Here is a 26,946-nt window from a genome sequence, read left to right on the forward strand (position 1 = left end):
GACTATATTGTAAATGAGGTGACAACATGCCAATTACAAATCGATTTTCTACCACCACTAACGGCGCACTCGCTATTACAGGAAACACTTTAGGCTTAAGTAAAATTAGTAATCAAAACCGTGCTGGTACAATCGGTGCAATTGGAGCGTTTATAACTACGAATACCGCTTTACAAGTCACAACTTTTCCTGCTGGTACTACGTTAAACTATACACAAAATAGTTCTACCGCTATTTTAAATATTCCTGCTGGTAGTACTATTCTTTACGCAGAACTTGTTTGGGGCGGAAACTACTTATCTCGTGATCAAAACATTACGAGTGTTTTAGGGAATCCTGTTTCTTTCACAACACCTGTATCAACATACTCGATTACTCCTTCAGCTGTTACAGCTTCAAATCAAACATTCGTTTCTGGATCTGTCACATTTGGATTTTATACACGATCCGCAGATGTAACATCACTCGTGCAAGCTGCTGGATCTGGATCCTATACAACAGGTTCCGTTCCTGGACTTGTAGATCCTTTAGATGCTTCTAACGGGGCTATCAATTCTTCTGGATGGACGCTCATTGTCGCTTATCAAAACGGTTCCTTACCCGCAAGAAATTTAACAATTTACGTAGCTGGTAACCGTGTTTCTGTAGAAACTGGTAGTGCAGATGTATCTGTCTCAGGATTTTTAACACCTGCCGGGGGACCTGTAAGCGGGAGATTGTTTATAAGTTCTACTGAAGGGGATGCTGATTTAACTGGAGATCAAGCATTATTCGGACCAAATTTCAGTTCATTAAATGCTTTATCTGGGCCAAATAATGCTGTAAATAATTTCTTCGGTTCCCAAGTTAATAATGCTGCTGGAAATTTAGATACAACTGGGACATTTGGAACACGAAATCAAAGTGCTTCTACAAGCACAAATATATCCGCCGGCCGGCAAGGTTGGGACATTACTTCCATTGATATTTCTCCTTATTTAACAAACTCACAAGTTTCCGCCGCAATCCGTTTAACAACTAACGGAGATGCCTATATGTTAAATACAGTCGGTTTACAAATCAATATAAATTCACCAAATATACAAGCAACGAAAAACGTGAATAAAAGTGTCGCTGCCATTGGAGATGTTCTCACTTATACCGTTACTATCCCTAATACCGGGCTTCTGCCTGCTAATAACGTTACTTTTACAGACATACTCCCTAACGGCACTTCCTTCATACCTGGAAGCGTGACGATAGATAACGTACCACAAACAAATGCAAATCCTGCCGCTGGTATATCTCTCGGAACAATTAATAATAACTCTTCTCGTACAGTAACTTTCCAAGCAACTGTCGTTTCTCTTCCAAATCAAAACCCTATCTCTAACACTGCTAATATTACCTTTCAATATACACCAATTGCCGGAGGAACAACCTTTAACGGTCTCGCAACAAGCAACTCTGCAGGAACACAAATTAATCTTGCAGATATTAATGGCACAAAATCAGTTAACAAAATCTTTACCGATATTGGCGAAACGTTAACTTACAGTATTGCCTTAGCTAATATAGGAAATATCCCTGCAACTAACGTTATATATACAGATCCAATTCCAAGTGGGACTACTTTCATTCCAGGGAGTGTAACTGTTAACGGAGTTACTCAAGCTGGGGCAAATCCCGCAAATGGGATATCAATTGGATCTATTGCTGCTAATTCTACGACTACTGTTTCATTTCAAGTACTCGTTCCTTCTATCCCGCAAACAAACCCAATATTAAATAGCGGTACAACAACTTATCAATACATTCCTGTACCAAATCAACCAGCAGTAAGTGGGACTGATACGACGAATATTGTCTCTACTCAAGTGAATAATGCTACTGTAACTTTGGCAAAAGCAGTAGATAAAAACTATGCAGATATTGGCGATACACTGACTTACACTGTTGCCTTTACAGCTACAGGTAATACGAATGCGAACAATGTTATTTTTACAGATGTCATTCCTAACGGAACCACTTTTGTCCTTAACAGTTTAACAATAGATGGCACGACACAAGTTGGAGCAAATCCTGCTAATAGTGTGAACATTGGATCTATCCCAACTGGTACAACAAAAAATATTTCATTTCAAGTAGTAGTAAACACAATACCTGCGTCAAATGTCGTATCTAATGGATCCAGCGCTTCTTATCAATATACTGTAAATCCTAGCCAATCACCCGTTACAAAAAACATCTCTTCTAATCTTGTTTCCACTCAAATTAACAACGCGAATGTAACAGTAACAAAATCAACAAACAAACAATTTGCCACAATTGGCGAAACGATAAGTTATACAATCCTTATTACAAACAGTGGAAATACAGCTGCAACTAACGTGCAACTAACAGATCCACTTCCAAATGGAACGATATTGACTCCTGGTACTGTAACACTAAACGGCGTTTTGCAAAATGTAGATTCTCTCATTGCCTTACCTATCGGCACAATTCCTGGCGGAGCTACTTTTACCCTTTCTTTCCAAGTAACAGTCATCAATATTACCGCCCAAAATCCTATCATTAATAATGCTTTCGCCTCTTATCAATATACTGTAAATCCAAGTCTGCCACCGACGTCGAAAACAGCAAATTCTAATTCTGTAACATCAACAATTAGACTAGCAAATCTTCATACTAACAAGTCTGTAAATCAAACGTTTGCGGAAGTTGGAGATGTATTAACTTATACCTTTTCTCTTACAAACGATGGAAATGTTGCGGCGAACAATGTAGTACTATCCGATTCAATTGCAAATGGTACTGCCTTTGTACCAAACAGTGTTACGATTAACAGTGTTGCTCAACCAGGTGTTACACCAGCTAGCATCAATATTGGTAGCATCAATGCTAATACTACAATTACAGCTTCATTCCAAGTAGTAATAACTAGCATTCCAAACCCAAATCCTATTTCAAATAGCGCTTCCATCTCCTATAACTTTATCGTTGATCCAAACGCTTCACCTGTAAGTAAGAACACTACTTCAACCACTACATTTACTCAAGTAAACGATGCAAATGTCATTTCGGCAAAAACGGTGGATCGAGAGTTCGCTACCGTTGGAGATATATTAACTTATACCATTCTTTTAACGAATGCAGGAAGTGTTTCTGCTGATAGTCCCACTTTCGTAGATACAAATCCAGATGGCACTACCTTTATTCCAAACACTTTCCTTATTAACGGTTTACTTCAAAATAATGCAGATCCAAATATAGGTGTTCCGTTACCTGCCATTCCTGCTAACGGCTCACTTACCGTCTCTTATCAAGTAACTGTCACCTCTTTACCAGTACAAAATCCAACAATAAATTCATCTAGTACACAATATAGCTTTATTCTAAATCCAGGTGATCCACCAACTATAGAAACATCTTTAAGTAATACTGTAAGTACACAAATTAATTTAGCAAATGTAATTATTTTCAAAAATGTAGACTTAACTATCGCAGATGTTGGGCAACCAATCACATATACAATTGCCTTAGCCAATCCTGGGAATACTCCAGCAAATAATGTAGTTGTTACCGATATACTACCTCCTGGCACAACTCTTGTACCAAATAGTATTTTTATAGGTGGTGCTTTACAGCTAGGTGCGGATCCAAATGTTGGCCTTCAAGTTGGTACGATTCCAGCAGGCGGAATTACAACTATTGTTTTCCAAATTAGTACAAATAGTTTACCTTCACCAAATCCAGCGCAAAACAGTGCTACATTTCAATATAGCTTTATCGCCGATCCAAATTTACCTGCTATTGTTAAAAATGCTACTAGCAATATAGTAATGACACAAATTAACACCGCTAATATTGTTGCTACGAAACTAACAAGTACAAATTCCGCTGATGTTGGCGATATCATAACCTATGCAACAATTTTAACGAATAACGGCAATATCCCTGCCTCTAATGTAACGTTTACAGATAGCATTCCAGCTGGTACCATCTTCCTTCCTAATACTGTAACAATTAACGGTGTCCCTATAGCTAATGCAAATCCTGCTAATGGCATTTTAATTGGTACGATAGGAGCAAATTCATCACGTACTGTTGCATTCCAGGTTTTTGTACCAAGTATCCCTGCTGTAAATCCGATTACAAATCAATCGGGCACAACATTCCAATACACGTACGATCCATCCAAACCTGCTGTAATGCAGATGGTTGCTTCTAACACTGTACAAACAACTATTAATAACGCTACGATTACCTCTAAGAAATCTGCAGATAAACAGTTTGCGAATGTAAATGATATTATTACGTACACGACTACTTTAACGAATAGCGGGAACACACTTGCATCAAATGTAATATTTACAGATGTAATTCCAAACGGGACGTCTTTTATTCCTAATAGTGTTACAGTAAACGGGAATACACTCCCTAATGTAAATCCAGCAAATGGCATAGCAATTGATCCAATAAACCCCAATGCAAATACGACCATCTCGTTCCAAGTACAAGTAAATTCTATCCCGAATCCAAATCCTATCCCGAACCAAAGCAATACAACGTACCAGTATGTCGTAAATCCTAACTTACCTCCAGCATCCGCCAATACGTTAAGTAACGTAATAACAACTCAAATTAATAATGCTACTATTGTCGCTACGAAGTCTGTGAATACACCGACAGCTGCAATTGGTGATATCGTGACCTATACGATTGCAGTAACAAATACAGGTAATATCCCTGCTAGTGCAACTGTTTTAACGGATGGGCTTGGCGCAGGAGCTTCCTTTATCCAAAACTCCGTAACGATCAATAATGTTCCACAACCAGGATTAGATCCATCACTTGGTGTTCACTTAGCAGATATTTCGCCAGAAGATACTGTATTCATTACTTTTCAAGCACAAATTTTAGCGATACCACCTAGTGGCACATTAACAAATAATGCTCTTGTAAATTATGAATATACCGTGAACCCAAACCAATCACCTGCTGTTAGTAGTACAATTACGAATACGACGGTTACTCCAATTATTGATGCTACTTTAGTTTTAAATAAAAATGCGAGTACAACTTTCGCTACGATTGGTGATACGATTACATTCACTTCATCTGTTACAAACACAGGAAATACTACTGCAAACAACATTGTTTTTACAGATGCAATTCCAAACGGTACTTCCTTTGTCCCAAATAGCTTTAAAATAAATGGTGTAACCGTCCCGAATGCAAATCCACAAAACGGTATCAATATTGGTAACTTGAATGCAAATGCATTGATTACACTCAGTTTTCAAGTAAACATTACAACGCTTCCAAACCCTAATCTAATTCCGAACAAATCATCGCTTCAATATAGCTTTATTGTTGATATAAATGAGCCGCCTGTTTCACGAACAGTTCAATCCAATAAAACTTTTACACAAGTAAATACTGCTTCCGTTATCGCAACAAAAACTGCAAACAGTGCATTTGCTGCTGTTGGAGATACAATTACGTATACAACTACCCTCACGAATAGCGGAAATACTACCGCAAACACACCTGTTTTTATCGATATATTACCACCTGAACTTTCATTCGTTCCTGATAGCGTACAAATTAACTCCATCCCACAACTTGGATTTAGGCCAGATAGCGGGATTTCTTTAGACTCAATTCCAGTTGGAGGAACGACAACAATTAGCTTTCAAGCTATTGTCGGCTCAATTCCAGCTACAAATCCAACATTGAACCAATCTAGCACAACATACTCCATCATTGTCGACCCTACCCAGCCACCGGTGACAGAAACAGCTACAAGTAATCCAACTTTAGTTCAAATTAATGAAGCAATTATTCAAGCAACGAAAAGTGTGGACCGTATCTTTTCTGACGTCGCACCTGGAAATTCATTTTTAACGTATACTGTTTTATTAGAAAATATAGGGAACACAACTGCTACTAATATCATTTTTACAGATCCGATTCCAAATAATACAGTATTTATAGAGGATAGCGTTCGAGTAGGTGGGGCTTTATTACCTGGAGTAAATCCAGCGAACGGGATACCAATTGGAGATATTATTGCAGGAGATTTTATAAACGTTACCTTCCGTGTGCAAGTAGTTAGCATCCCAAATCCTATTTTTACAATCGGACCTGGAGGACCAAACTCACCAGTTGTAAACGGAGCTTCCATTGATTATCAATTTATGACAGGACCGAATTTACCACTCGTTTCAAGAAGTACGACATCCAATCCTGTTTCGACACAAATAAATTCTGGGGAAATTGTGGCAATCAAATCTGTAGATAAAACTTTCGCAACGATTGGCGATACAATTTCTTATACAATTACATTAAGTAACCCTGGAAATGTCACTTCACAAAATATAATTTTTACAGATATTTTACCTGAAGGAACAACATTTATTTCCGGAACTTTGACAAATAATTCTGGTACACAGCAAATTGGAAATCCAGCTAGCGGGATTCAGATTGGAAATATAAATCCAAGTGGAACGGCCGTTATAACTCTCAATGTACTTGTTACAAACATTCCAAGTATAAATCCAATTTCTAATTTTAGTTCTGTACAATTTGCACATGTGGTTGATCCTAGCCAACCTGCCGTATCACAAACGAATGTATCTAATGCTGTTTCGACAACAATTAATAGTGCAATATTAACAACCCAAAAAAGTGCTGATAAATCTATCATTTCCGTCGGTGATACAGTTACGTATACAACTACGATTACGAATACAGGAAATACAACAGCTACGAATATTACCTTCACGAGCGCAATTCCAGCTAGCACTACCTTTATACCAAACTCAGTCACAATAAATGGAGTTCAGCAATTTGGTGCGCAACCAGCACTTGGAGTAACTATACCAAATATCGCTCCTGGTGAAACCGTAACCGTTACTTTCCAAGTAAATGTTCTTTCTGTTCCCCCTTCAAGTTCAATTATGGGTAACGATACAATTTTATATTCTTACACTGTTGATCCAAACGGAACTCCTGTTACAGCTTCTACTTCAACGAATATCGTTACAAACCCGGTACTAGATGCTATGATAACGATGGTAAAATCGGTCGATCAAACACTTGTAACATTAGGTGATACCATTACCTATACGACGCTTTTGACAAATACCGGTAATACAAACGCTACGAATATTACTTTCACTGACCTTATACCAGATGGTACAACGTTTATTACTGATAGCGTTATAATAGATGGCATCACACAAATCGGACTCAACCCTAATACAGGTATAACAATTGGATCAATTGCTCCTAACAAATCAATATCTATAGCATTTCAAGTTACCGCTACTTCTACACCAGTCCAAAATCCTATTGCCAATTCCGCTACTGCTTCTTACACATTTATCGCTGATCCAAATGCACCGATTGTTTCAAGAAATGTTACTTCAAACACAACATTTACTACAATTAATACAGCTACCATTCTTTCATCTAAACAAGTTGATAAAGCATTTAGCCACATCGGAGATACTCTCACTTACACTGTCGCTTTAACAAACAATGGAAACTCATCTGCACAAAATGTTATTTTCACAGATACTATGCCGAACGGAACTACATTTATTGCAAACACATTCTCCATTAATGGAATTCCTCAAAGTGGTGCGAATCCAACAAACGGTGTAAATATTGGGCCTATAACAGCGGGGGCTACAGTAAATGTTTCCTTCCAAGTAAACGTGACCTCATTACCAGCCGAAAACCCAATTGTAAATTTCTCATCGACATCATATCAATTAGTCTCACCGCCTGATGCAGAAACTTCAATTAGCAATCCTGTTTCAACGCAAATTAAAGAAGCCATATTATCTATGACGAAGAATGAAAGTGCATCCTTTGCAGATATCGGGCAAACTGCTTTTTACACTACTTCTATTTCCAATATAGGAAATACGGATGCAGCTAATATAGTATTCACAGATGTATTACCAAGTAGACTCACATTTGTTCCTAACACACTAACTGTCGATGGCGTTTTACAACCGAATGCGAATCCAAATACAGGTGTATTACTTGCAACACTTCCACCAAATGAAATATACAGTATCGTCTTTCAAGTTACGGTTAACAGCATTCCACCTATTAATCCAGCACCGAATACAGCATCAACGACATATGAGTTTATTGTTGATCCTGTTAATCCTCCAGTATCAAGTTCAGCTACTTCCAACACTACGCTTCTTCAAATAAACAACGCAAATATTATAAGTACAAAAACAGCAGATCTTACTTTTGCTGATGTTGGTAATACAATAACATTTACACTTAACCTCCCTAATACCGGGAATGTGACCGCAACTGATGTTACCGTTATCGATATACTTGATAGCAATTTAACTTTTGTTCCAAACAGTTTCACAGTTAATGGGCAAACCATTCCAAACGCTGATTTATCTACTGGTGTAAATATAGGTTCCATTAATGGTGGTACTACGGCAATCGTCACATTCCAAGCAACTGTTACTACACTTCCAACACTGAATCCAATATCTAATTCTACTTCAACCACATATCATTACGTCGTTGATCCTAGCCAGCCACCTATTACAACTTCCAATCAATCTAATACAACGACCACACAAATTAATAGTGCTATCCTTACTGCACAAAAAAATTCAAATGTATCAACGGTAGATATCGGGCAGGATATCATCTACACCGTTACAATTACAAATAGCGGAAATGTTAGTGCAACGAATGTTATTTTTACCGACCTTATTCCAGACGGAACTTCCTTTGAACCGAATAGTTTTACACTTAACGGAATTAGCATCCCAAATGCAAATATAATTACAGGTGTTCCAATTGGTGATATCGCGCCAAACCAATCTGTCATCGTAGCATTTCATATTAATGCCAATGAAATTCCGCCTATAAATCCAATTTCCAACCAAGCTAGCGTTAGCTTCCAACATATCGTTAATCCAGCAAATCCTCCAGTTTCAAAAAATATTACTTCTAACAACGTCACAACAAAAATTGAAAGTGCTATTTTAAACACGATTAAAATCGGAGATAAAGCTTTTGCAACGATCGGTGATACAATTACGTATACAACTACGATTACGAACACAGGAAATATTCCAGCTAACAATGTTGTTTTCTCAGACCCTTTACCGACATGGACACAATTTGTTGCAGGATCAGTTGTTGTTGATGGCACTTCATTATCATCCGCTTCTATTATTGACGGTGTTGGTATAAATACAATCAATCCAAATCAAACTGTAACAATCATATTCCAAGTTCAAATTGTAAGCAATCCAACAACATTCACTCCTGAACTCCAAAACTTAGGATTTGTTAACTTCCAATATAACGTAGGCAATGCATTACAGGCTCAACCTGGCAATGTGGAAACGAACGTCTTCGTTACTTCTATTAACTCAGCAATACTTTCAGCTGTAAAAACTGCTAATACAGCTTTTGCAAATATCGGTGACACGATCACTTATACCATTTTAATTCAAAATAGTGGAAATACAAACGCTACGAATGTAAACTTCTCAGACCTGATTCCAGCAGGAACGACCTTTGTTGAAAATAGTTTTGCTGTAAATGGAAGTACCATTCCAGGTGCAAATCCAAATAACGGAGTTAATATCGGAACCGTTAGCGCGGGTAGTTCCTTAACTGTTACTTTCCAAGTCGTAGTTACATCTACTCTACCTTCAAATCCAATTACAAACGTTGCATCTATTCAATACGCATTTATTGTTGATCCGACTGCTCCTCCTGTTACAGGCACAATAAATTCTAATAGCGCTTCAACACAAATTAATAACGCTACTGTTACAACTGTTTTAGAAGCAAATCGAACAATCGTATCTATCGGAGATGTAATTACGTATACAGCAACATTAACGAATACTGGAAACTTCCCTGCAAACTCTGTATTACTCATTAACGGAGTTCCTGAAGGAGCATTATTTGTTCCAAATAGTGTCACGCTTAATGGGGTTTCACTGCCAGATGCAAGTCCAACTCTCGGTATTCCAGTTGGTATTATCGCACCAGGTGATTCTGCTACTATTACGTTCCAATTTCTTGCAAACTCTATTCCACCCCAAGGAGCAATTATAAATCAAGCACTTACAAGTTACACGTATATTGTTGATCCGAGTCAACCTCCAGTTACAGCAACATCTTCATCTAATACGGTTACTACAGCTGTCGTTGATGCATCATTATCTGTAATTAAAAATACAGATTCTCTCGTACAATCTACTGACGGTACAATCACTTACACTGTAGTCGTTCAAAATAACGGGAATACTACGGCAAATACAGTTACTTTAACAGATTTAGTACCAGAAGGAACGGCATTCATTCCGAATAGCGTGACCATTAATACTATTTCAGTTCCAGGTGCTGATCCAAACGTAGGGATACCATTAAACTCTATCGCACCGTTAGAAATTGTCACCGTCACATTCCAAGTTACCGTTCAATCCATTCCAAGCGTGAATCCAATTTCTAATATAGCCCGTATTGACTATACTTTTATCGCCGATCCAACTGCTCCTATCATCTCTCGAACAATTACGTCTAACCCAGCTTTCACACAAATTTCGGATGCGAATATTCTTTCTTTAAAAGCAGTCAATGCACAACAAGCAACAACTGGCGACATTTTAACCTACACAATAATACTAGAAAATACCGGAAATATTCCAGCTACAAATCTCATATTTTCAGATACTATTCCAGAAGGGACTACATTCGTAGAAAATAGTTTTACACTTAACGGAACAGCTATACTTGGTGCCAATCCAAATGTAGGTGTTACTTTGCCTAACCTAGCAGCAAACGCTACTCACCTGATTTCGTTCCAAATTCTTATTAACGCTCCATTCTCGCAAGAATCGATTACAAATCAATCTAATACAACTTATACAATTCAGCCAGATCCAGGGCAACCTCCTATTAATGAAACATCTACAAGTAATATCGTCATTACAAATTTCGTGCAAGCACAATTAATAATTACAAAAACATCCAATCCAATAACTGTGGATATTGGTGGAACTATACTTTATATTTCGGAAGCGAGAAATATAGGCAATGTTGACGCAATAAATATTATTTTCACAGATTCTATTCCAGCTGGGACTACATTCGTTCCCGATAGTGTCACAATTAACGGTGTACTTCAGCCTGGTGTAAATCCTGAAAATGGAATACCAATTGGAACGATTCCACCAAACAGTTCCAAAACAATACTATTTCAAGTACAAACAAATAATCCACCTACTGAAACCGAAATTGTAAATCAATCATCTGTAAATTATCAATATGTAAGTATTCCTACAGCTCCACCAGTGAATCGCTCTGCAAATTCTAATATCGTTACAACATCACTACAAAATGCAAATATTATTTCTGTTAAACAGGCCGATGTTACTTTCGTATCAATCGGGCAAAATATTACGTACACAAATACACTGCAAAATGTAGGAACCGTGCCAGCTAACAATACCGTGTTTATTGACCACATTCCAGAAGGTACTATATTCATTGAAGATAGCTTATCAATAAATAATGTGATTCAGCCTGGTGTGAATCCTGAAAATGGAGTAACTCTCGGCACGATACAACCAGATGAAACAGTCACTATTTCATTCCAAGTACAACTTACAAATATACCAGAGGGCAATACAGTCATTAACATTTCAGACACTTCATATGAATACCAAATTGACCCTAGTTCTCCTATTATTCAGCGTAGATCGTTATCAAATGCAGTAAACACTGAAGTGCGGACGGCGAATGTTCGTGCAATTAAATCCGCTAACAGATCTATTACACGTATCGGTCAAATCATCACATATACAGTCGCCGTTTCAAACGCTGGTACAGTACCTATTACAAATACTCTCCTAATTGACGCAATTGCTGCTGGCACCACATTCATTTCAAATAGCATCCTTGTAGATGGCATACCAAGACCTAATGAAAATCCAATTACCGGTATCAATCTTGGTATTATCCTTCCAAATAATACGATTATTGTTACGTTCCAAGTAAATGTAGTCTCTATACCACCACAAAATAACATTAATAATATCGCCGTCATTCACTATGAGTATCGACCAGATTCAAGCGCACCACCAATTTCAGAAACGACCTCTTCCAATAGTACAAATATACAATTTATTGATGCTATTCTTATTGCTACAAAATCCGCTAATACTGTATTAGCTAATATTGATGAAACCATTGTATATACAGTATTCATTCAAAATAATGGATCGACTACAACTAACTCCATCTTTTTTACAGATACTATAGCGGATGGAACAGTATTTATTCCAGGAAGTGTAATAGTTAATAATACTGTACTTCCTGCAGCAGATCCGAATATCGGCTTTTCCATTCCTAATGTCGCAGCAGGTCAAATGGCTACAATAACATTCCAAGTTTCCGTTACAAATTTACCTGCTGTAAATCCAACACCTAATACTGCAAACATCGTCTACGACTTTATTTTCAATCCTGACTTTGCACCAATTCAAAAATCCACTACTTCCAATACTACTTTCGTTCAAATTAATGATGCTGATGTCGTTTCACTTAAAACTGTTGATTTGACCTCTGTAACGATTGGTGACATTTTAACTTATACAACAACTTTAACGAATACAGGGAATACGAATGCCACTGCTGTTATATTTACAGACAATATTCCTGATGGAACAACATTTATAGACGGTAGCGTTTTAGTAAATAATATTCCACAGCTTAACGCCAATCCAAGTACCGGTATACTTGTAGGAACGATTGCTCCTAACATTTCTATCCCAGTCAGATTTTCTGTTACCGTCGTAGCTCTTCCAGCTAGCGGCCATGTTCAAAATCAATCAACTTCTCGTTATACGATAAACGGGGAAGAAGAAATATCGACTAGTAACATTACCTTCACTGAAGTTATTTCTGCTAATGTAATTGCGACAAAAACAACACCTATCCAATATGCTGACCTACAAACTATCATCCCTTATACAATTTCCATCATAAATAACGGAAATATACAAGTGGAAAACATTATCGTTACAGATATCATCCCAGCAAATACGAGCTTTATAGAGAATAGCGTTATTGTGAATGGCAACGCTCGTCCAAATGACAACCCACTTAATGGTATACAAATTGATAACATTCCGCCTAATACGACAGCCACTATTCTATTCCAAGTACGGGTTACTTCCATTCCACAAACAAATCCAATCTCTAACACGAGTACAATTCAATATGAATACACAGTACCAGATCAACCACCTATTACCGAAACTATTATTTCATCAGCTGCTGTAACAGAAATTCATCATGCGAATTTGAATAGTAATAAAGCTGTTGACCTTGCATTTGCAACGGTCGGTGATACGTTAACGTATACGATTACACTCAATCAAACTGGTAATGTTGCAGCAAATGATGTAATCATTCAAGATATTATTCCTCAAGGTACTACGTTTATAGAAAATAGCGTCATTGTAAACGGAGAAACTCTTCCGGGAGTGAATCCAGTAAGTGGCATACCAATTGGCACTATAATAGTAGGTGGAAATGCTATCACTTCCTTCCAAGTAACTGTAACTTCTATTCCAACACCAAATGAACTCAACAACGAAGCAATTACTACTTTTAACTATATAGTCAACCCAAATAACTTACCTGTTACAAATACGACTACAACAAATACTGTCACAACAACTGTCCAAAATGATAATGTCGTTGCCACCAAGTCTGTTAATACCACGAATGCATTACCTAGTCAAACTTTAACGTATACAATTACAATTACGAATAGCGGTAATGTAACGATTGAAGATCTTCTTGCCATAGACACTGTACCAGTAGATACAACCTTCGTTACGGGCAGCGTTACGATTAACGGAATTAATCAGCCTAACGCAAATCCTGAAAATGGTATTACGTTAGGAAACCTTGCTCCTAATGAATCTGATATTATTACTTTCCAAGTAACAATATCTCCTTCAACTCTTCAATCTGCAATCAATAACGATGCTTCTGTTTCCTACACTGTTACCATTGATCCGAATGAACCGCCTATTGCAATTACAAAGCAAACAAATACCGTTACAACAACAGTAGTTGATCCGATGGTTCGCATTGAAAAGACAGCTGATAAATCTATCGTAACAACAGGAGAGACCATAACTTTCACATTGGAAGTAATAAATCATTCACCAATTCCTACAATCAGTACTTCTGTCCTAGATATCATTCCAGCTGGTACAACATTTATAGAAAACAGCGTAACAATTAACGGTACTCCTGTTCCAAATGTTCGTCCAGACACTGGTATGAATATCGGCGCTTTACCTGCAGATGGAGTAGCAACGATAACATTTGAAGTTCTAGTCACTTCTATTCCTTCAAACAATACAATTGTCAATTCCGCAACAGTTACAGCAGCTTTCCAATTGACACCACAAGAACCGATTATTACTTTCATTGTTAATTCAAACATTGTACGCATACCAGTTCAATTTATAACTGCAACAGTAGTAAAAAACGCTTCCGTCAGCTCAGCTTATTTAAACCAATATTTTGATTATACGGTGCGTATTACGAATACTTCTGATATTTCACTTTCAAACGTTTCTTTACAAGATACCATTCCAGCAGGTTTACAATTTATGAACGGTACTGTCTTTATTAACGGTGAACGTTCTCCACTAGCGAATCCAAATATCGGTTTCCTAGTCGCTACTACTTTGGAACCAAACGAAACAATCAGCGTGTTATTCACAGTGCAAGTGATAAGTCCACCTGTTAATAATGAATTTAAAAATACGGCCAATATTTCGTTACAACTTCAAGTCTCGCCTACCGATCCACCAATTACAGTAACCGTTACAAGCAACGAAAACATTGTCGCCTTTATTTCAGACAATCCAGATGAAACACTTCCAAATTTAAATTGCTTCTTTGACGGGGAACGTTTTATACGCGTTACTCCTCGAAATATACGAAATTACTTTTGGGCTTGGATTTGGTGGAGGTAATAAAAAAGAAAAAGCTTGTAGTTTGGATAGTATCCAAACTACAAGCTTTTTTCATAAGCAAAATTATCAATTGCTAGCAGCACTGTATGCTACATGTCGTTTCTCAATTCTCTCTTCAATTTCTTTCATATTTTCTTTATTATTTAATAGTGATTGTTTATTTTCAATTAATAATTGTTTAAAAGATTTTCTCACTTTTTTTCTCATTTTCATTGTCCTCCTTGGGGGATGGTTTATATAAAAGATAAGGAATTATCTGTGTGCCCTTATAATAATTGATTGTTGTGAATTCCATTTGAACTTCATATGAAAATTCTGTTTATTTTCTGACAACTTTGTGAACACACAAAAAGAGATTCTCCTAAAACCATTTTGAAATTGCTTCATTTAATTATACAAATTACCATTTCCATCATCTTATATCGATTTATCTTTTCGAAATATTTAAAGTTTCATTACACATATTCCCACTTACTAAGAAACTGTTTTCCAAAACAAAAAGAAGGTGTCACCAAGTCAAAGTTCGACTTATGCAACATCCCTCTTACAAAACTATTTATAGCATATTGATTAATATTTCAGGTCTTCCCCAATTCATTTCTTCACAAACGAATCTAAGTTTTTCTTCATCCATTGTGTGCAATCCTTCTTCTAGTGAGCATGAAATTGGAACTTCACAGTGAATTTGTGCCAATTGTAATGAAATATCTAAGTTCTCTAAATCACTTTCAATCTTTGTACGCTGCGCTTTCGTTAATGATGATACATTTTCTAGTACAGCTGATACTGTTCCATGCTCTTGAATAAGCTTATACGCTGTCTTTTCACCAATACCTTTTACCCCTGGATAGTTATCACTCGTATCTCCCATGAACGCTTTCGCATGCACGATTTGCCACGGCTCTACGCCTTTTTCTTCCATAATTTTTTCTGGTGTGTAATATTCGTAATTTCCAATTCCTTTGCGCAAGAGCATAACTGTAACGTTCTTATCAACAAGCTGAAGTAAATCCGTGTCACCTGTTAAAATATAAACTTCCGCTTCATTGCAGTATTGTTTTGCAAGCGTACCGATACAATCATCCGCTTCATACCCTTTCATACCGATAACTGGAATGGACAATTTCGCAGTCATTTCTTGTACTAAATCAAATTGCGGAATTAATTCTTCAGGCGGCGCTGCACGATTCGCTTTATAATTTGAGAACGATTCTGTTCTAAATGTCGTACTTCCCATATCCCAGCATGTTACGATGTGTGTTGGTTCAATTGCTTGCATAGCTGTTAATAAATGTTTCATATAACCATGAATCCCGTTTGTAGGGGTACCATCTTGTCGTTTCATAAATTGTCCGTAGACACTTGTTGCGTAAAAAGCACGAAATAATAGTGCCATACCATCAACTAATAATACTTTTTTCATAATTCCTCTCCTACCCAAAAAATAATAACCCCACGTCATCACGTAAGGTTATATAAATAGATTACCATTCTACGTTTTTTCAACTTTGTCTATTATACATTGTTTTTGTATATTTAGCATCATTTACACATTAGGACGTTCTACTACAACAAGTATGAAGAATTCCTGAATACGTATTTTTCCCAGTCGAAACAACTACAGCCTTTGCATTTCCGCCAACAATATACGTCCCTTTGAAACATACATTTTCAAGTTCAAGTGGATTATAGTCTTTCATTCGTTTTAAAGGAATAAATCGTTTACGCTCAAGGTGATAGCAACTTTCAAATTTCTCAATACTTACATCTTTTCCTGTTAGCACAGATTCATTTACTAATAAATCATTCGCGTAAATGATACGTACATCTGCTGGTACTGTATCGCCTTCTGAAAGAAAAATCATATCACCAGGAACAAGTTCTTGTACTGGTAAATCCATCATTTTTAATTCACCGTTTAAACCTGTTACACTTGAACACGCTACTCGAGACACAGTAATTTTCTCACATTGTAATCTATCACGCACATGTTGTTTTGAAAAACCTGGGATCATTCCACTTAGCTTCATCATTACTTCTGCAATACGCGCTCTTTTTGAAGTTAATTCATTTCGGCCGTATACTTGAATGCGTTTTTGTGCCTCTTTCATAGATAATCCGTCTCTTGTTGTTTTAAAATACGCAAATACAGATTTTACATCTCTCGTTGCGATTTCAATTAATAAATCTTTATTTTTTTGAAGCATTGTTTGTTCTTTCATTGATTTTTTACTTAATTTATATGACGTGTTACCCACAGTTTTGTTTGCATATAACATATTATCGTCTCCTCCTGTACAACATAGGAAGAAACGCTTTGTTTCTCAATTTTTCCACTTTACCGCGAAAGTGTCTAGCGCTTAAACGTGCATATAAACGCTACATTACGATAAATATAGAGGGAGGAACAAGTCGTTTCCTGCCTACATCATATATTTTTGATTTGAAGTATATGGGTAACGGAACCGAGTCAGAATTTGACATGCTCCTCACCTCCTCGTTTAATTTTATAGTTTATACTATGAAACTACTCATAGCTTGGTAACAAAAAGACCCTTACTCCGAAAAGAGTAAAGGTCATGACATACACAAATAAACGATTCCTAATACAATTAGAAATCTACGGACCTCTCCCTCGCCGAGTTTTAGCACTGTATAGCATAGGTACATTACCAGCTACGTTAAGAAAAACCTTAATTCGATCATTCCTGTTGACCCATTGGCGTCTCTCGACATTTTTGGGCAGTAGCATTTCTCTATACAGGAGCCTCACCTAACAGAGACTTATTTTTATTATATAGAAAATGTTACTCTTATTTAAAATAGATGTCAACAGTAGCCTACAATTTTTTCGAAAGGTATGGCAAACTAACGTAAAGTTTTTAATAAGTTATACAACCTGCAATTACAATCCCAATGGAAAGCGATAAAAACATAAGGAAAAGACCGACTGCTTGATTATCTTCTTCGAGACTTTTATTTATATTAAAGCGTGGTGTAAGCCACTCAGCTAGATAAAAGACGATAATTTGAGCCAAAATCCCAACTGCTCCCCACGAAACCATATCAAGAAGTGAAATGGAATTAGCTGCTGTCGAATATAAAACAATAGCTAATCCAAGTAATCGTCCTCCAAGCACATAGCTTACCGCCTTATTTCCTTGGGCCATTAACTTAAATTCTTTTACTTTCGTTGTCACTTCCATCAGGAAAAGACCAATACATAAAAGTCCCAATGTTACTGCTAAATATAATAAAAAATTAATCATATACTTTCCTCCTTTTTTATACCTACCGGTAAATAGTACGATTCATTCCCCGTAATTTTTCCCCCGCGCGAATACCGATACTACTCGCTTTTCCAGCAATTAAAAACGAACCAAACACATACGACAGTTTCTCCATCCCTTTCTCTGTTTCCAAAGATATGACTGGAAGTTCTGTATACTTTTGAAATATCGGTAGTGACGCTTTATACGTTTGGTGTGCATTTTGAAGCATAATATTTTCGTCCTTATCGCGAACGGTAATTGTATCTCCTTCTCTCCCAAATGAAGGTTTTTGAACGAAAAAATCTTTTCCTAAAAATAAATCTGGTTCTAGATATGTAGGTAACATATATTCTTTAATCCACTGTTGTTCCTCATTTGTATAAAAGGCCTCTTCTTCTGCTAACCCCCAAATAAGACACTGGATTGATTTTGGCTGAAGTAAAAATGCTGACAATGGATTTATTATAAAAAGTTTTCCGGCTTTTACAAGTTGCAACAGTTCCACACCTACCAAGTCTCCTGTTTCAGGATCTTGATCCTCAATTAAATCTTCTATCGGATATGTTTGGCGATATAAAACATCAATCTGTACTCCATTCCTATCCACTAAAGCATCTTTTGTAATTCTAAGTTCTGACATTGGCACTACTTTATTTTCAACATGACATAGCTGACTCAAATACATGGTCGTATTCCAATCCTCAATATGTTCATGATGTGCTGTAAAAACAACATTTGGGTTGTCTATTCCCTTGGTCGCTTCCATTATGGCTTTTGTAATACCAGAAGATAGTAATCGCTCTTGATCCGAGTTTGGATCATCATAGCCTAGTTTCTCGCAAACTTTTCCATTCATTTGAAAACATTCCATAATAAAAGTTGGTGTATCACTATTAAACTCGAGCATTTTAATTTGGTTATCACCTGTTAAAACGAAATCAAACCGCGAAATAACAGATTCAGGATATAACCCTTTCATTCTAATGAACTATAAGCTCGCAGGAGGAAACCCAAGTTCAAGAAGCTGTTCGTTACTTAAATTACGCAAAAGTCTAGCAGTCTTGAAAAATATTTTCCCCATTCGTTCAGTTGCTAATTGTAATTGTTTCATAGTCTGATTTGTTATAGAGAAAATATGAAACAAACTATACTCAGATTCATATAGATCCGACCAAAAATTCGGATATTTCGAATAAAACTCTTTTCGATCCCTTATGTACTGCGACATATTTTAGCCCCCAAATCCTCCCTTTGAACCGCTTCCAATTCCACCTTTAAATTCCGCAGACGATTGATACGATTTAAACGCCGATGAATTTTTAAAAGTGGATTTATTTTGATAGTAACTCCCACCATAAAAGTAATGCCCACGATAACCTGAACTACTATCATCACACTGCCATACCCCAAGTTCATCATCCCAATCCCAATCTGAACAACTATTATCATTCGGTTTTGGGGGAAGATCTTGTGCGCAGCCAAATAAGGTGCCGGTCATTAAAGACGTTACGACACCGCCTACTAGCCATTTCGTTTTTGTCACCTTCGCACTCCCCTTTTTAAATTCTATTCCTATTATATAAGATGGCATGATAAAGTAGAAGAAAAAGGAAGAAGAGGGATAAAATGCGCTTAGAATATCGACTTAATGATGAAACAAAAGGGTATCCTGCTTTATGGAACTACGCAAATATTTCTAATTCTGAAATCATCGCACGCATGACTTGTGAATATTTTATAAAAGATAAAAATACATATGTTGTTACCGCAACTTCAGTAGATCCAGACGGAACAGCAGTTATATATATTCAACAAGAAACTTTTTCTAACGATCCTTCAGATCCTACTTACTTCCACATCGGTTTTGAAATTAGAGAGCTAAAGGATACGAGTTCAAACTTGATTGAAAGTAAAGATGTATGGAACTATGAAGAAATTTTACCATCTCTTCATTCCGATATCATATTTATTCAGCGCGACGGCATGTATATGGAGTTCACTTTAGATTCAAGAGAGATTGATGAAGACAGAAAGTGCTATATTTATTATGGAAACTTCACAGGTGAATCAAGATAACATGGATAAATGTATACAACAAAAAAACCTTACGTATAAAACCTAAGGTTTTTATTTAGCCCCACATATGCCGTTCTCTCTAGATGTCCATAAACCTGCTCTCACAGGTGGATGCTCTCACAAATGTTTGTAACTTCCTTCTTAAAAAGATGGCATGTTAGCTACATTTAAATATTGAACTTCCATATTAAACTTATTGGTTTAAGACATGCATAAGCTACGTACACCGTAGGAATTTTATATAATGTTAGTTGAAATAAGACCCCCGCACGTGCCGCTCCTCGTAAATGTCCAAAAACCCGCTACTCGCAGGTGGATGCCCTCACAGTTACCTTACATCTTCCTCCACAAGGAAGGCTTGATGATGGTCGCTAAATATTGAGCTTCCGTATAACTAACATCGGTTTTAGACATAAATAAGTTACGTACACCGCAGGATGTATTATTTACTTGTCGTTATATTATCACATTGTTTCCAATGTGTAAAATACAAAGTTTTTCGAGCAATTTCTTGCTTGTGACCTTATTTTAATACAAATTATTTTTGCATGCAAGTGATTAATCTTCTTCTTTTGCAATTTGATTTTCTGGATAAGAAATCCAATCACTCCAGCTACCTGCATACAATTTAACATTTTGGAATCCAGCTAATTTCAATGCAAGAATGTTTGGACATGCTGTAACGCCAGAACCACAATATACAATTGTTTCCTTATCTTTCGAAAGATTTTGGAATCGTTCTTGTTGCCCAGCTTCATTCTTAAATTGTCCTGATTGGACAATTCCATCCTTCCAAAAATAGTTTACTGCTGTCGGAATATGCCCTGCTTTTGGATCAACTAGTTCCTCTACACCAGCATAACGTTTTGGCTCTCTAGAATCAATTAACGTCACATCTGCACCTGCATGAATATTCTCTCTGACCGTTTCCATCGTTACAAGCATACGATCTTGTATATTGGCTTTGAATGTTTTTCGTATAACAACAGGCATTTCCGTTGTTACCGGTAGTCCATTCTCTTTCCAAGCTGGAAATCCGCCATCTAATATATATACTTTCTCATGTCCTACATAGTTTAATAACCACCAGAGACGAGAAGCATTTGCACCCGCTTGACTGTCATATGCAATTACTGTCGTATGTTCATCAATACCAGCTTGCGAAAGCTTGTCTGCAAACTCCTCAATATTCGGCAATGGATGGCGACCACCATGTTCTGTTACAGGACTTGATAAATCTACATTCAAATCAAAATATAACGCATGGAGAATATGTTCTTCCTCATACTTTTCTCTACCCCAATTAGGATTCGCTAAATCAAAACGACAATCGATTATACGGACGTTCTCATCTTCTATATGCTCACGTAACCATTCGACTGTAACTATCATCTTTAACGACCTTCTTTCTCTTGCAAACGACTTACATACTCCATAACCATTTCTTCTGTAACATATTTACGCTGTAGTGTAACACCATTTTTTGCAAGAGCATTAATTTGCTTTGTTACAACATTAATGACATCAACCGAAAATTCTTTCCCATTTGACGCAAGAGATACGGCTGCTTCAATAGCTGCTTCACGCTGCGCATCTAATTGTAAACATGCTTTTACACTTTCATTTTGTTTACGAGAATGTGCTGTAATTGCTTTATGTACTTCCATCTTCTCTTCCCCCTAAATAAGTTATACGTTCTGAGTCAATTCCATTGCAAGCCGAATCATATCACGGCATACAATCCCATTTTCAATAATCTCTTCTTCATAATGCTTCGAAAAGTAATCAAAATCAATAGAAAAAATACGAAATCCACATTTTTGGTATAAAGCAAGTTGTGAAACACTAGAATTGCCTGTACCAACTTCAAGTTTTGACATACCATATCCTTTAGCAGTTTCTATGGCATGACTTACTAGCTTCTTCCCAATCCCTTTTCCTTGCAAATGCTCTACAACCGCAATATTCATAATTTCCATCGTCTTCGGCCTTGTTTCCAAAAGAACATATGCACCGATAACACTCTCCTCTTGCTTAGCTACATATGTTAACCCTCTTTGTACATATGCATCAATTTGCTGCTCACTTGGATCAGCAAGCAGCAATAAAGATTTCGGTATAGCTTCTTTCGAAATAGGTTCTATTACAACAGACATAAAAAATTCCCCCTTCTCTATTGTTCTAAACCCTCCTTGTCTACCATAAATAATAAAAAGGAGGGATTCACCATGGACAACAATGAGAAAAAGTGCAACGTCATCTCTATTGATGGAAAGAAGAAAAAAAGCGACACGTATTCCTATCCAAAATTAGTAGTAGAAAACAAAACATATGAATTTTCTTCATTCGTCTTATGCGGTGAAACACCAGACGGCAGACGACTTGTTCTTACTCATATGATTTCTACTGATGAATTTGCAGGGTTTGTAAAATCTTTAGATACAGTACTGCAAAAGAAAATCGAACGAATCTTTTTCTCATAATGATTATATAACATAAATTTCTCTTTCAATCTCTACTAACTGCTTTTGCAATTGTTCTTTACTTTGTTCATATAGTGATACATCGATTGTTTCAGCCAATGCAAATAATATACTTTCATAATAGTTCATCACATCTTGCTGCATCACTTTTTGGAATAAGTTCCATTTCATATCCCACTCTTGCTTATAATGATGAACAAATAAATCTTTTTCATCAGCTACATAATTTGATACAAGCGGTTCTAATACCGCTTTAGCATCTTCTTGCATGAAAGCTTTATCATTTTTTTCAAAAAAGCTTTTTTCATTTTTAAAATGTGCTAGTGCTTTTTTAAAATCTTTTACTTCAACTGACGGGAACGGTTCTTTATGTGTAATATCTTTATATTCATAATCCACTGTTCCACTCATAGAAATTGATTTATTCTCTGCTTTACAGTTCAATACAATTTCATTCTTTGCACGCTTCATCGCTTCATCTATCCATTTTTCAAGACGTAATGATGTCGCACGCATTTCTTGTAATAAATCATGCTGAATAAATGCTACTAATTCCATAAAGCATTGTTGCAACTGCACTTTCACATTTCCATCCGTTCGAAGTGACGCTGGATTAATAAATTCAGTAAACACATCGTTATAGCGTAGGAATAGACGCTGGTGCACGTAATAAAGCAATTCTTTCACTTCATTTTGCATTGCCTGCTCTTCGGCAAGCACACTATATGATGAAATAATATGAAGTAGCTGATCACGCTCTGCTTCATATTTTTTTGTTTGCTTCTCTTTCTCTTCATTCCCCTGCTTTGCACCATTTATCATATTTACTAAAAGCTGACCTGCTCCTTGTAATGCACCATATAAAGCATGCACAGATACAAGCATCAAATCTCTCATCATAAAGGATGTAAATGATTCCTCAAACTTAGCAATCCCAGAGTTTTGTAAAATACCATATTTCTCTTTTTCAATATTCTTTCCTTGTTTCTCTTCAAGCGCACATAAACTTGAAATTGCAAATAAACGCGGATTTCTAATACCGTATTGCAGTAGCTGGTCTGCGATATAACCTTTTACCATTTCAAGTTCTTCTTCAGACTCTGCTAAATCGGCTGCATTAATTAAGAAGAACATTTTATCAAGAGCAAAGGTATCCTTTACACGACCAAGCTGAATTAAAAATTCACGGTCAGCACGAGAGAACACATGATTATAATACGTTACAAATAAAATAGCATCTGCGTTTTTAATATACTGGAACGCAACATCCGTATGGCGGGCGTTAATAGAATCCGCTCCAGGTGTGTCTACAAGCGCTACTCCTTGCCTTGTTAAAGCACAATCATAATAAAGCTCCATGTACTCAACAAAACACGATTTTTCTTCATTCGCTACATAATCAGAAAACTCTTCTAATGTAACTTGTACTTGCTCCCCTAAATGAGCAGAAACCGTATCATACCCTTTTTGTACCGCTCGTAAAAAGCTAAATGTTGTTTTTTGCTTCCCAGTTGGTGAAGGATATTTCATAACTTTATCAATTTGTGCTAACGCCTCATCTAACGTAGTAACCTCATAATGAAACAGCTTATAAACAGCTTTCATATCTTCTAATAGAGCTTGCTTTGATTTGAATTGAACCATTACTGTTCCGTGTGGTTTTTCCTCTGTAACCGGCAAAATTTGATTAATCGTTGCCGTTGTCGGATTTGGTGATACAGGAAGTACCTTCTCACCAAGCAATGCATTGGCAAATGATGATTTCCCAGCACTAAAAGCTCCGAATAACGCTACTGTAAATTGTTTCGTTTCCACACGACGCCTTTTTTCTATTACCTCTTGCTGTACATGTTTCAGCGCTGGCAATGACTCTAATATCGTTTCAGCTTTCTTCACTTTCTCTAATATACGCTGAATATTTAAAGCTGCCGTTCCTTTTATCTCTTCTTCATGAGCCGCTACGTTATCATTTACAATTTCCTGCTCTTGTAGTGTAAATTTCTCACTAACAATTTGTTTTTTACTTTGCAATATCTCCTCTATTTGCAATCCTTCTGGTGTAGCAATACGCTCGTGCCAAACATTTTGCAAATAACTTTCATATGTCTCCAAATTGTTACTGTATTGCAATTTCGTTTCTTTTGCCGTTTGCAACATCGTATATTTTTCTATCTCTTCTTCCATACGGGCAACTTCTTCCTTCACCTTTTGCTTTAAAACGACTGCACTTTTATCAAAAATTTGCTGTGCTTTTGCAAAATAACGTTTCTTCAGTTCATTCGCTACATCCGCTGTATAAAGAAGTAAGTAATCACCTGTGAAACCTGCACCTTGTTTAATGACTTCGGCTAACATTTCTGGTCCAAAAGCAATTTCTAATGCATATATGTCTTTCCCAATTTCCTCTGTAAACAATCCTTCTTCTTTTAAGAAGGCAACAATAAATTCTTTCACATGAAAATCAAGTTGTGTTTCAACAGTCTTTTGCAAGGCAGAATAAAAAGCATCTAAACGTCTCTGTTTTTCTTGCTCCGTCTTTCCTTTCGCAAATAGCAAACCGACCTTAAACTTAGTTAATTTCGTTTCTAAATACGCATTTGCCAATTCTCTCATTTCAAATGGCATTAAATACGCGTTATCTAATATAGCTTGTAAGCCCTTTATAAATTCGTTTCTCACATGAGATTCTTTACTAGTCTCGCGATGTTTCGTTTCCGTTAGCTCTTCTTTCTTTTCAACTATCTCTGAAATGGAAAGCGGTGATGCTAACTCTTCCTCATATTTCAAAAGAGCTTTTTCATTTTCAGAAAGAATAAACGAGAAATGTTCCCCCATTAAATATTCTGTTTCTCGCTCCATTCCATCTCTTACATACTGCTCTTTTTCTTTCATAATAGAAGTAATTAATGTTTCTAAGCTTCCAATTTCATTATGTGTATGGTTCATCATTCGTAATGAAGTATAATACACTCCATCTACTTCAATATCCCAGTTAGAGAACGATTGTTTTACACTATCTTTATAATCCTCAAACGATAATTCATTTTCTTTATGTTTATCTATTTGATTTACAACGAGATAAACCGTTTTATTACGTTGTTTCAATTCTTTAACAAATTGTAAATTCACTTCCGATTGGACGTGATTATAATCCATCATATAAAAAATTACGTCTGCTAGATGCAGCGTTGATTCTGTCGCTAGTTGATGGGCATCATCTGTTGAATCAATCCCTGGTGTATCAACTAACATAACACCCTCAGGAATTGGCGCATCATTCCGATAAATGTGAACACCAATTACCTCATCACCGTCTTTACAAATTTGTTTTAATTCTTCAGCTGAATATGCACCGTCATACTCGTACTGTTCTCCAGATTTAACCGTTACAACAACACGATCCATCCCTTTTTCAATTTTGACAACGTTAGCGCTTGTCGGAATTGGACTTGTTGGTAACAACTGCGCTTTATATAGATGATTCATCATCGTTGATTTCCCTGCAGAGAAGTGACCGCAGAACGCAATCATAAGCTGCTCTTGCTTATATTTTTGAATCACCTCAAACAACTTTAAACTATTCTCTGCATCGCCGTGTTTTTGCCACTCTTCATAAAAACAAACAAGTTTTTTCATACCGTTTGTCTGTACTATGTTTGTCATCCCCTTGTTCCCCTTTATCCAAGATGTATATACTTTTCCCCGCTATTTGCGAGCTCATAATCAACGGGACATACATCCTCTCATTGATTACAGTTTCACTTTACTATCATACTAAATTTTCAGCATATTCTCATTAAAAATAAAAAATCCCTTTCATTCTTTTTACAAATGAAAGGGATTTTATGTCATATCACTCATTTTGCTGTTCCTACTCCATTTAAAACATACTTTGTAATAACTGCATATACAGCAACTGTACCTGCTACTAATGCATATACCATACTCATACACCAACCTTTTTTGATAATGATTATCACTTTTGAATACATTTTATCATTAAAGAGAATCATTATCAACACTTTTCATAAAGAAAGCCCCTTATAATAAGGAGCT

The 26,946-nt window shown here is 36.5% G+C and carries 12 protein-coding genes, 2 other RNA genes, 1 pseudogene and 1 riboswitch; of the genes and pseudogenes, 3 read left to right on the top strand and 12 right to left on the bottom strand.

What is annotated here, in order from left to right; all coding sequences use genetic code 11:
- Window positions 1-26 precede the first annotated feature (26 nt).
- Entirely contained in the window at window positions 27-15,059 is a 15,033-nt protein-coding gene (locus tag ACUN28_RS21460) for a DUF7507 domain-containing protein (protein ID WP_445423417.1), read from the top strand.
- A gap of 66 nt (window positions 15,060-15,125) precedes the next feature.
- Here the strand turns inward: ACUN28_RS21460 and ACUN28_RS21465 are convergent, their stop codons facing one another.
- The 6 genes and pseudogenes from ACUN28_RS21465 to ACUN28_RS21490 all read right to left on the bottom strand — a co-directional run bounded on the left by ACUN28_RS21465 (window position 15,126) and on the right by ACUN28_RS21490 (window position 19,874).
- A complete protein-coding gene (locus ACUN28_RS21465; protein ID WP_016088576.1) occupies window positions 15,126-15,266 on the bottom strand; it encodes an FbpB family small basic protein in 141 nt (46 codons plus the stop codon).
- A gap of 349 nt (window positions 15,267-15,615) precedes the next feature.
- Complete coding sequence (locus ACUN28_RS21470) at window positions 15,616-16,482, bottom strand: 5'-3' exonuclease (protein ID WP_016088577.1); 867 nt, start codon at window positions 16,480-16,482, stop codon at window positions 15,616-15,618.
- A 130-nt stretch (window positions 16,483-16,612) separates the two neighbouring features.
- Complete coding sequence (locus tag ACUN28_RS21475; protein ID WP_016088578.1) at window positions 16,613-17,338, bottom strand: P-type ATPase; 726 nt, start codon at window positions 17,336-17,338, stop codon at window positions 16,613-16,615.
- 343 nt (window positions 17,339-17,681) lie between these two features.
- Window positions 17,682-17,847: riboswitch (M-box (ykoK) riboswitch) on the bottom strand.
- A gap of 94 nt (window positions 17,848-17,941) precedes the next feature.
- Window positions 17,942-18,328, bottom strand: coding sequence for a DUF350 domain-containing protein (locus ACUN28_RS21480; RefSeq protein WP_000606860.1), 387 nt, complete (start codon window positions 18,326-18,328; stop codon window positions 17,942-17,944).
- A pseudogene (locus ACUN28_RS21485) lies at window positions 18,325-19,559 on the bottom strand (glutathionylspermidine synthase family protein). The gene ACUN28_RS21480 and the pseudogene ACUN28_RS21485 overlap by 4 nt, the downstream one beginning before the upstream one ends.
- Before the next feature lie 3 nt (window positions 19,560-19,562).
- Complete coding sequence (locus ACUN28_RS21490) at window positions 19,563-19,874, bottom strand: hypothetical protein (protein WP_000169032.1); 312 nt, start codon at window positions 19,872-19,874, stop codon at window positions 19,563-19,565.
- A gap of 83 nt (window positions 19,875-19,957) precedes the next feature.
- Here ACUN28_RS21490 and ACUN28_RS21495 point away from each other — a divergent pair, with 83 nt between their 5' ends.
- Window positions 19,958-20,407: a hypothetical protein gene (locus ACUN28_RS21495; RefSeq protein WP_016088581.1), complete on the top strand. Its 450-nt coding sequence runs from the start codon at window positions 19,958-19,960 to the stop codon at window positions 20,405-20,407.
- Between the two features lie 54 nt (window positions 20,408-20,461).
- Here ACUN28_RS21495 and ssrS (ACUN28_RS21500) read toward each other — a convergent pair.
- The 5 genes from ssrS (ACUN28_RS21500) to ACUN28_RS21520 form a co-directional block, all read right to left on the bottom strand.
- Window positions 20,462-20,645, bottom strand: a non-coding RNA gene (gene ssrS / locus ACUN28_RS21500) — 6S RNA.
- A gap of 21 nt (window positions 20,646-20,666) precedes the next feature.
- A non-coding RNA gene (gene ssrS, locus ACUN28_RS21505) (6S RNA) lies at window positions 20,667-20,849 on the bottom strand.
- Window positions 20,850-20,965: 116 nt separating this feature from the next.
- Entirely contained in the window at window positions 20,966-21,799 is an 834-nt protein-coding gene (locus ACUN28_RS21510; protein WP_016088582.1) for a sulfurtransferase, read from the bottom strand.
- A 2-nt stretch (window positions 21,800-21,801) separates the two neighbouring features.
- Complete coding sequence (locus tag ACUN28_RS21515) at window positions 21,802-22,074, bottom strand: YpbS family protein (RefSeq protein ID WP_016088583.1); 273 nt, start codon at window positions 22,072-22,074, stop codon at window positions 21,802-21,804.
- 21 nt (window positions 22,075-22,095) lie between these two features.
- On the bottom strand, window positions 22,096-22,563 hold the full coding sequence (locus ACUN28_RS21520) for a GNAT family N-acetyltransferase (RefSeq protein ID WP_016088584.1): 468 nt from the start codon (window positions 22,561-22,563) through the stop codon (window positions 22,096-22,098).
- Between the two features lie 72 nt (window positions 22,564-22,635).
- Here ACUN28_RS21520 and ACUN28_RS21525 point away from each other — a divergent pair, with 72 nt between their 5' ends.
- Complete coding sequence (locus ACUN28_RS21525; protein WP_000369740.1) at window positions 22,636-22,890, top strand: DUF3931 domain-containing protein; 255 nt, start codon at window positions 22,636-22,638, stop codon at window positions 22,888-22,890.
- Between the two features lie 3 nt (window positions 22,891-22,893).
- On the opposite strand, the gene ACUN28_RS21530 is transcribed toward ACUN28_RS21525, so the two are convergent.
- Window positions 22,894-26,553, bottom strand: coding sequence for a dynamin family protein (locus tag ACUN28_RS21530; protein WP_016088585.1), 3,660 nt, complete (start codon window positions 26,551-26,553; stop codon window positions 22,894-22,896).
- Window positions 26,554-26,946: the final 393 nt, after the last annotated feature.

This window comes from Bacillus sp. WC2507 (assembly GCF_052656125.1).

Bases quoted from the DNA above. Each gene is read 5' to 3' on its own strand.
- ACUN28_RS21460 (WP_445423417.1), top strand. From the start codon at position 27: ATGCCAATTACAAATCGATTTTCTACCACCACTAACGGCGCACTCGCT.
- ACUN28_RS21465 (WP_016088576.1), bottom strand. From the start codon at position 15,266: ATGAGAAAAAAAGTGAGAAAATCTTTTAAACAATTATTAATTGAAAAT.
- ACUN28_RS21470 (WP_016088577.1), bottom strand. From the start codon at position 16,482: ATGAAAAAAGTATTATTAGTTGATGGTATGGCACTATTATTTCGTGCT.
- ACUN28_RS21475 (WP_016088578.1), bottom strand. From the start codon at position 17,338: ATGTTATATGCAAACAAAACTGTGGGTAACACGTCATATAAATTAAGT.
- ACUN28_RS21480 (WP_000606860.1), bottom strand. From the start codon at position 18,328: ATGATTAATTTTTTATTATATTTAGCAGTAACATTGGGACTTTTATGT.
- ACUN28_RS21495 (WP_016088581.1), top strand. From the start codon at position 19,958: ATGCGCTTAGAATATCGACTTAATGATGAAACAAAAGGGTATCCTGCT.
- ACUN28_RS21510 (WP_016088582.1), bottom strand. From the start codon at position 21,799: ATGATAGTTACAGTCGAATGGTTACGTGAGCATATAGAAGATGAGAAC.
- ACUN28_RS21515 (WP_016088583.1), bottom strand. From the start codon at position 22,074: ATGGAAGTACATAAAGCAATTACAGCACATTCTCGTAAACAAAATGAA.
- ACUN28_RS21520 (WP_016088584.1), bottom strand. From the start codon at position 22,563: ATGTCTGTTGTAATAGAACCTATTTCGAAAGAAGCTATACCGAAATCT.
- ACUN28_RS21525 (WP_000369740.1), top strand. From the start codon at position 22,636: ATGGACAACAATGAGAAAAAGTGCAACGTCATCTCTATTGATGGAAAG.
- ACUN28_RS21530 (WP_016088585.1), bottom strand. From the start codon at position 26,553: ATGACAAACATAGTACAGACAAACGGTATGAAAAAACTTGTTTGTTTT.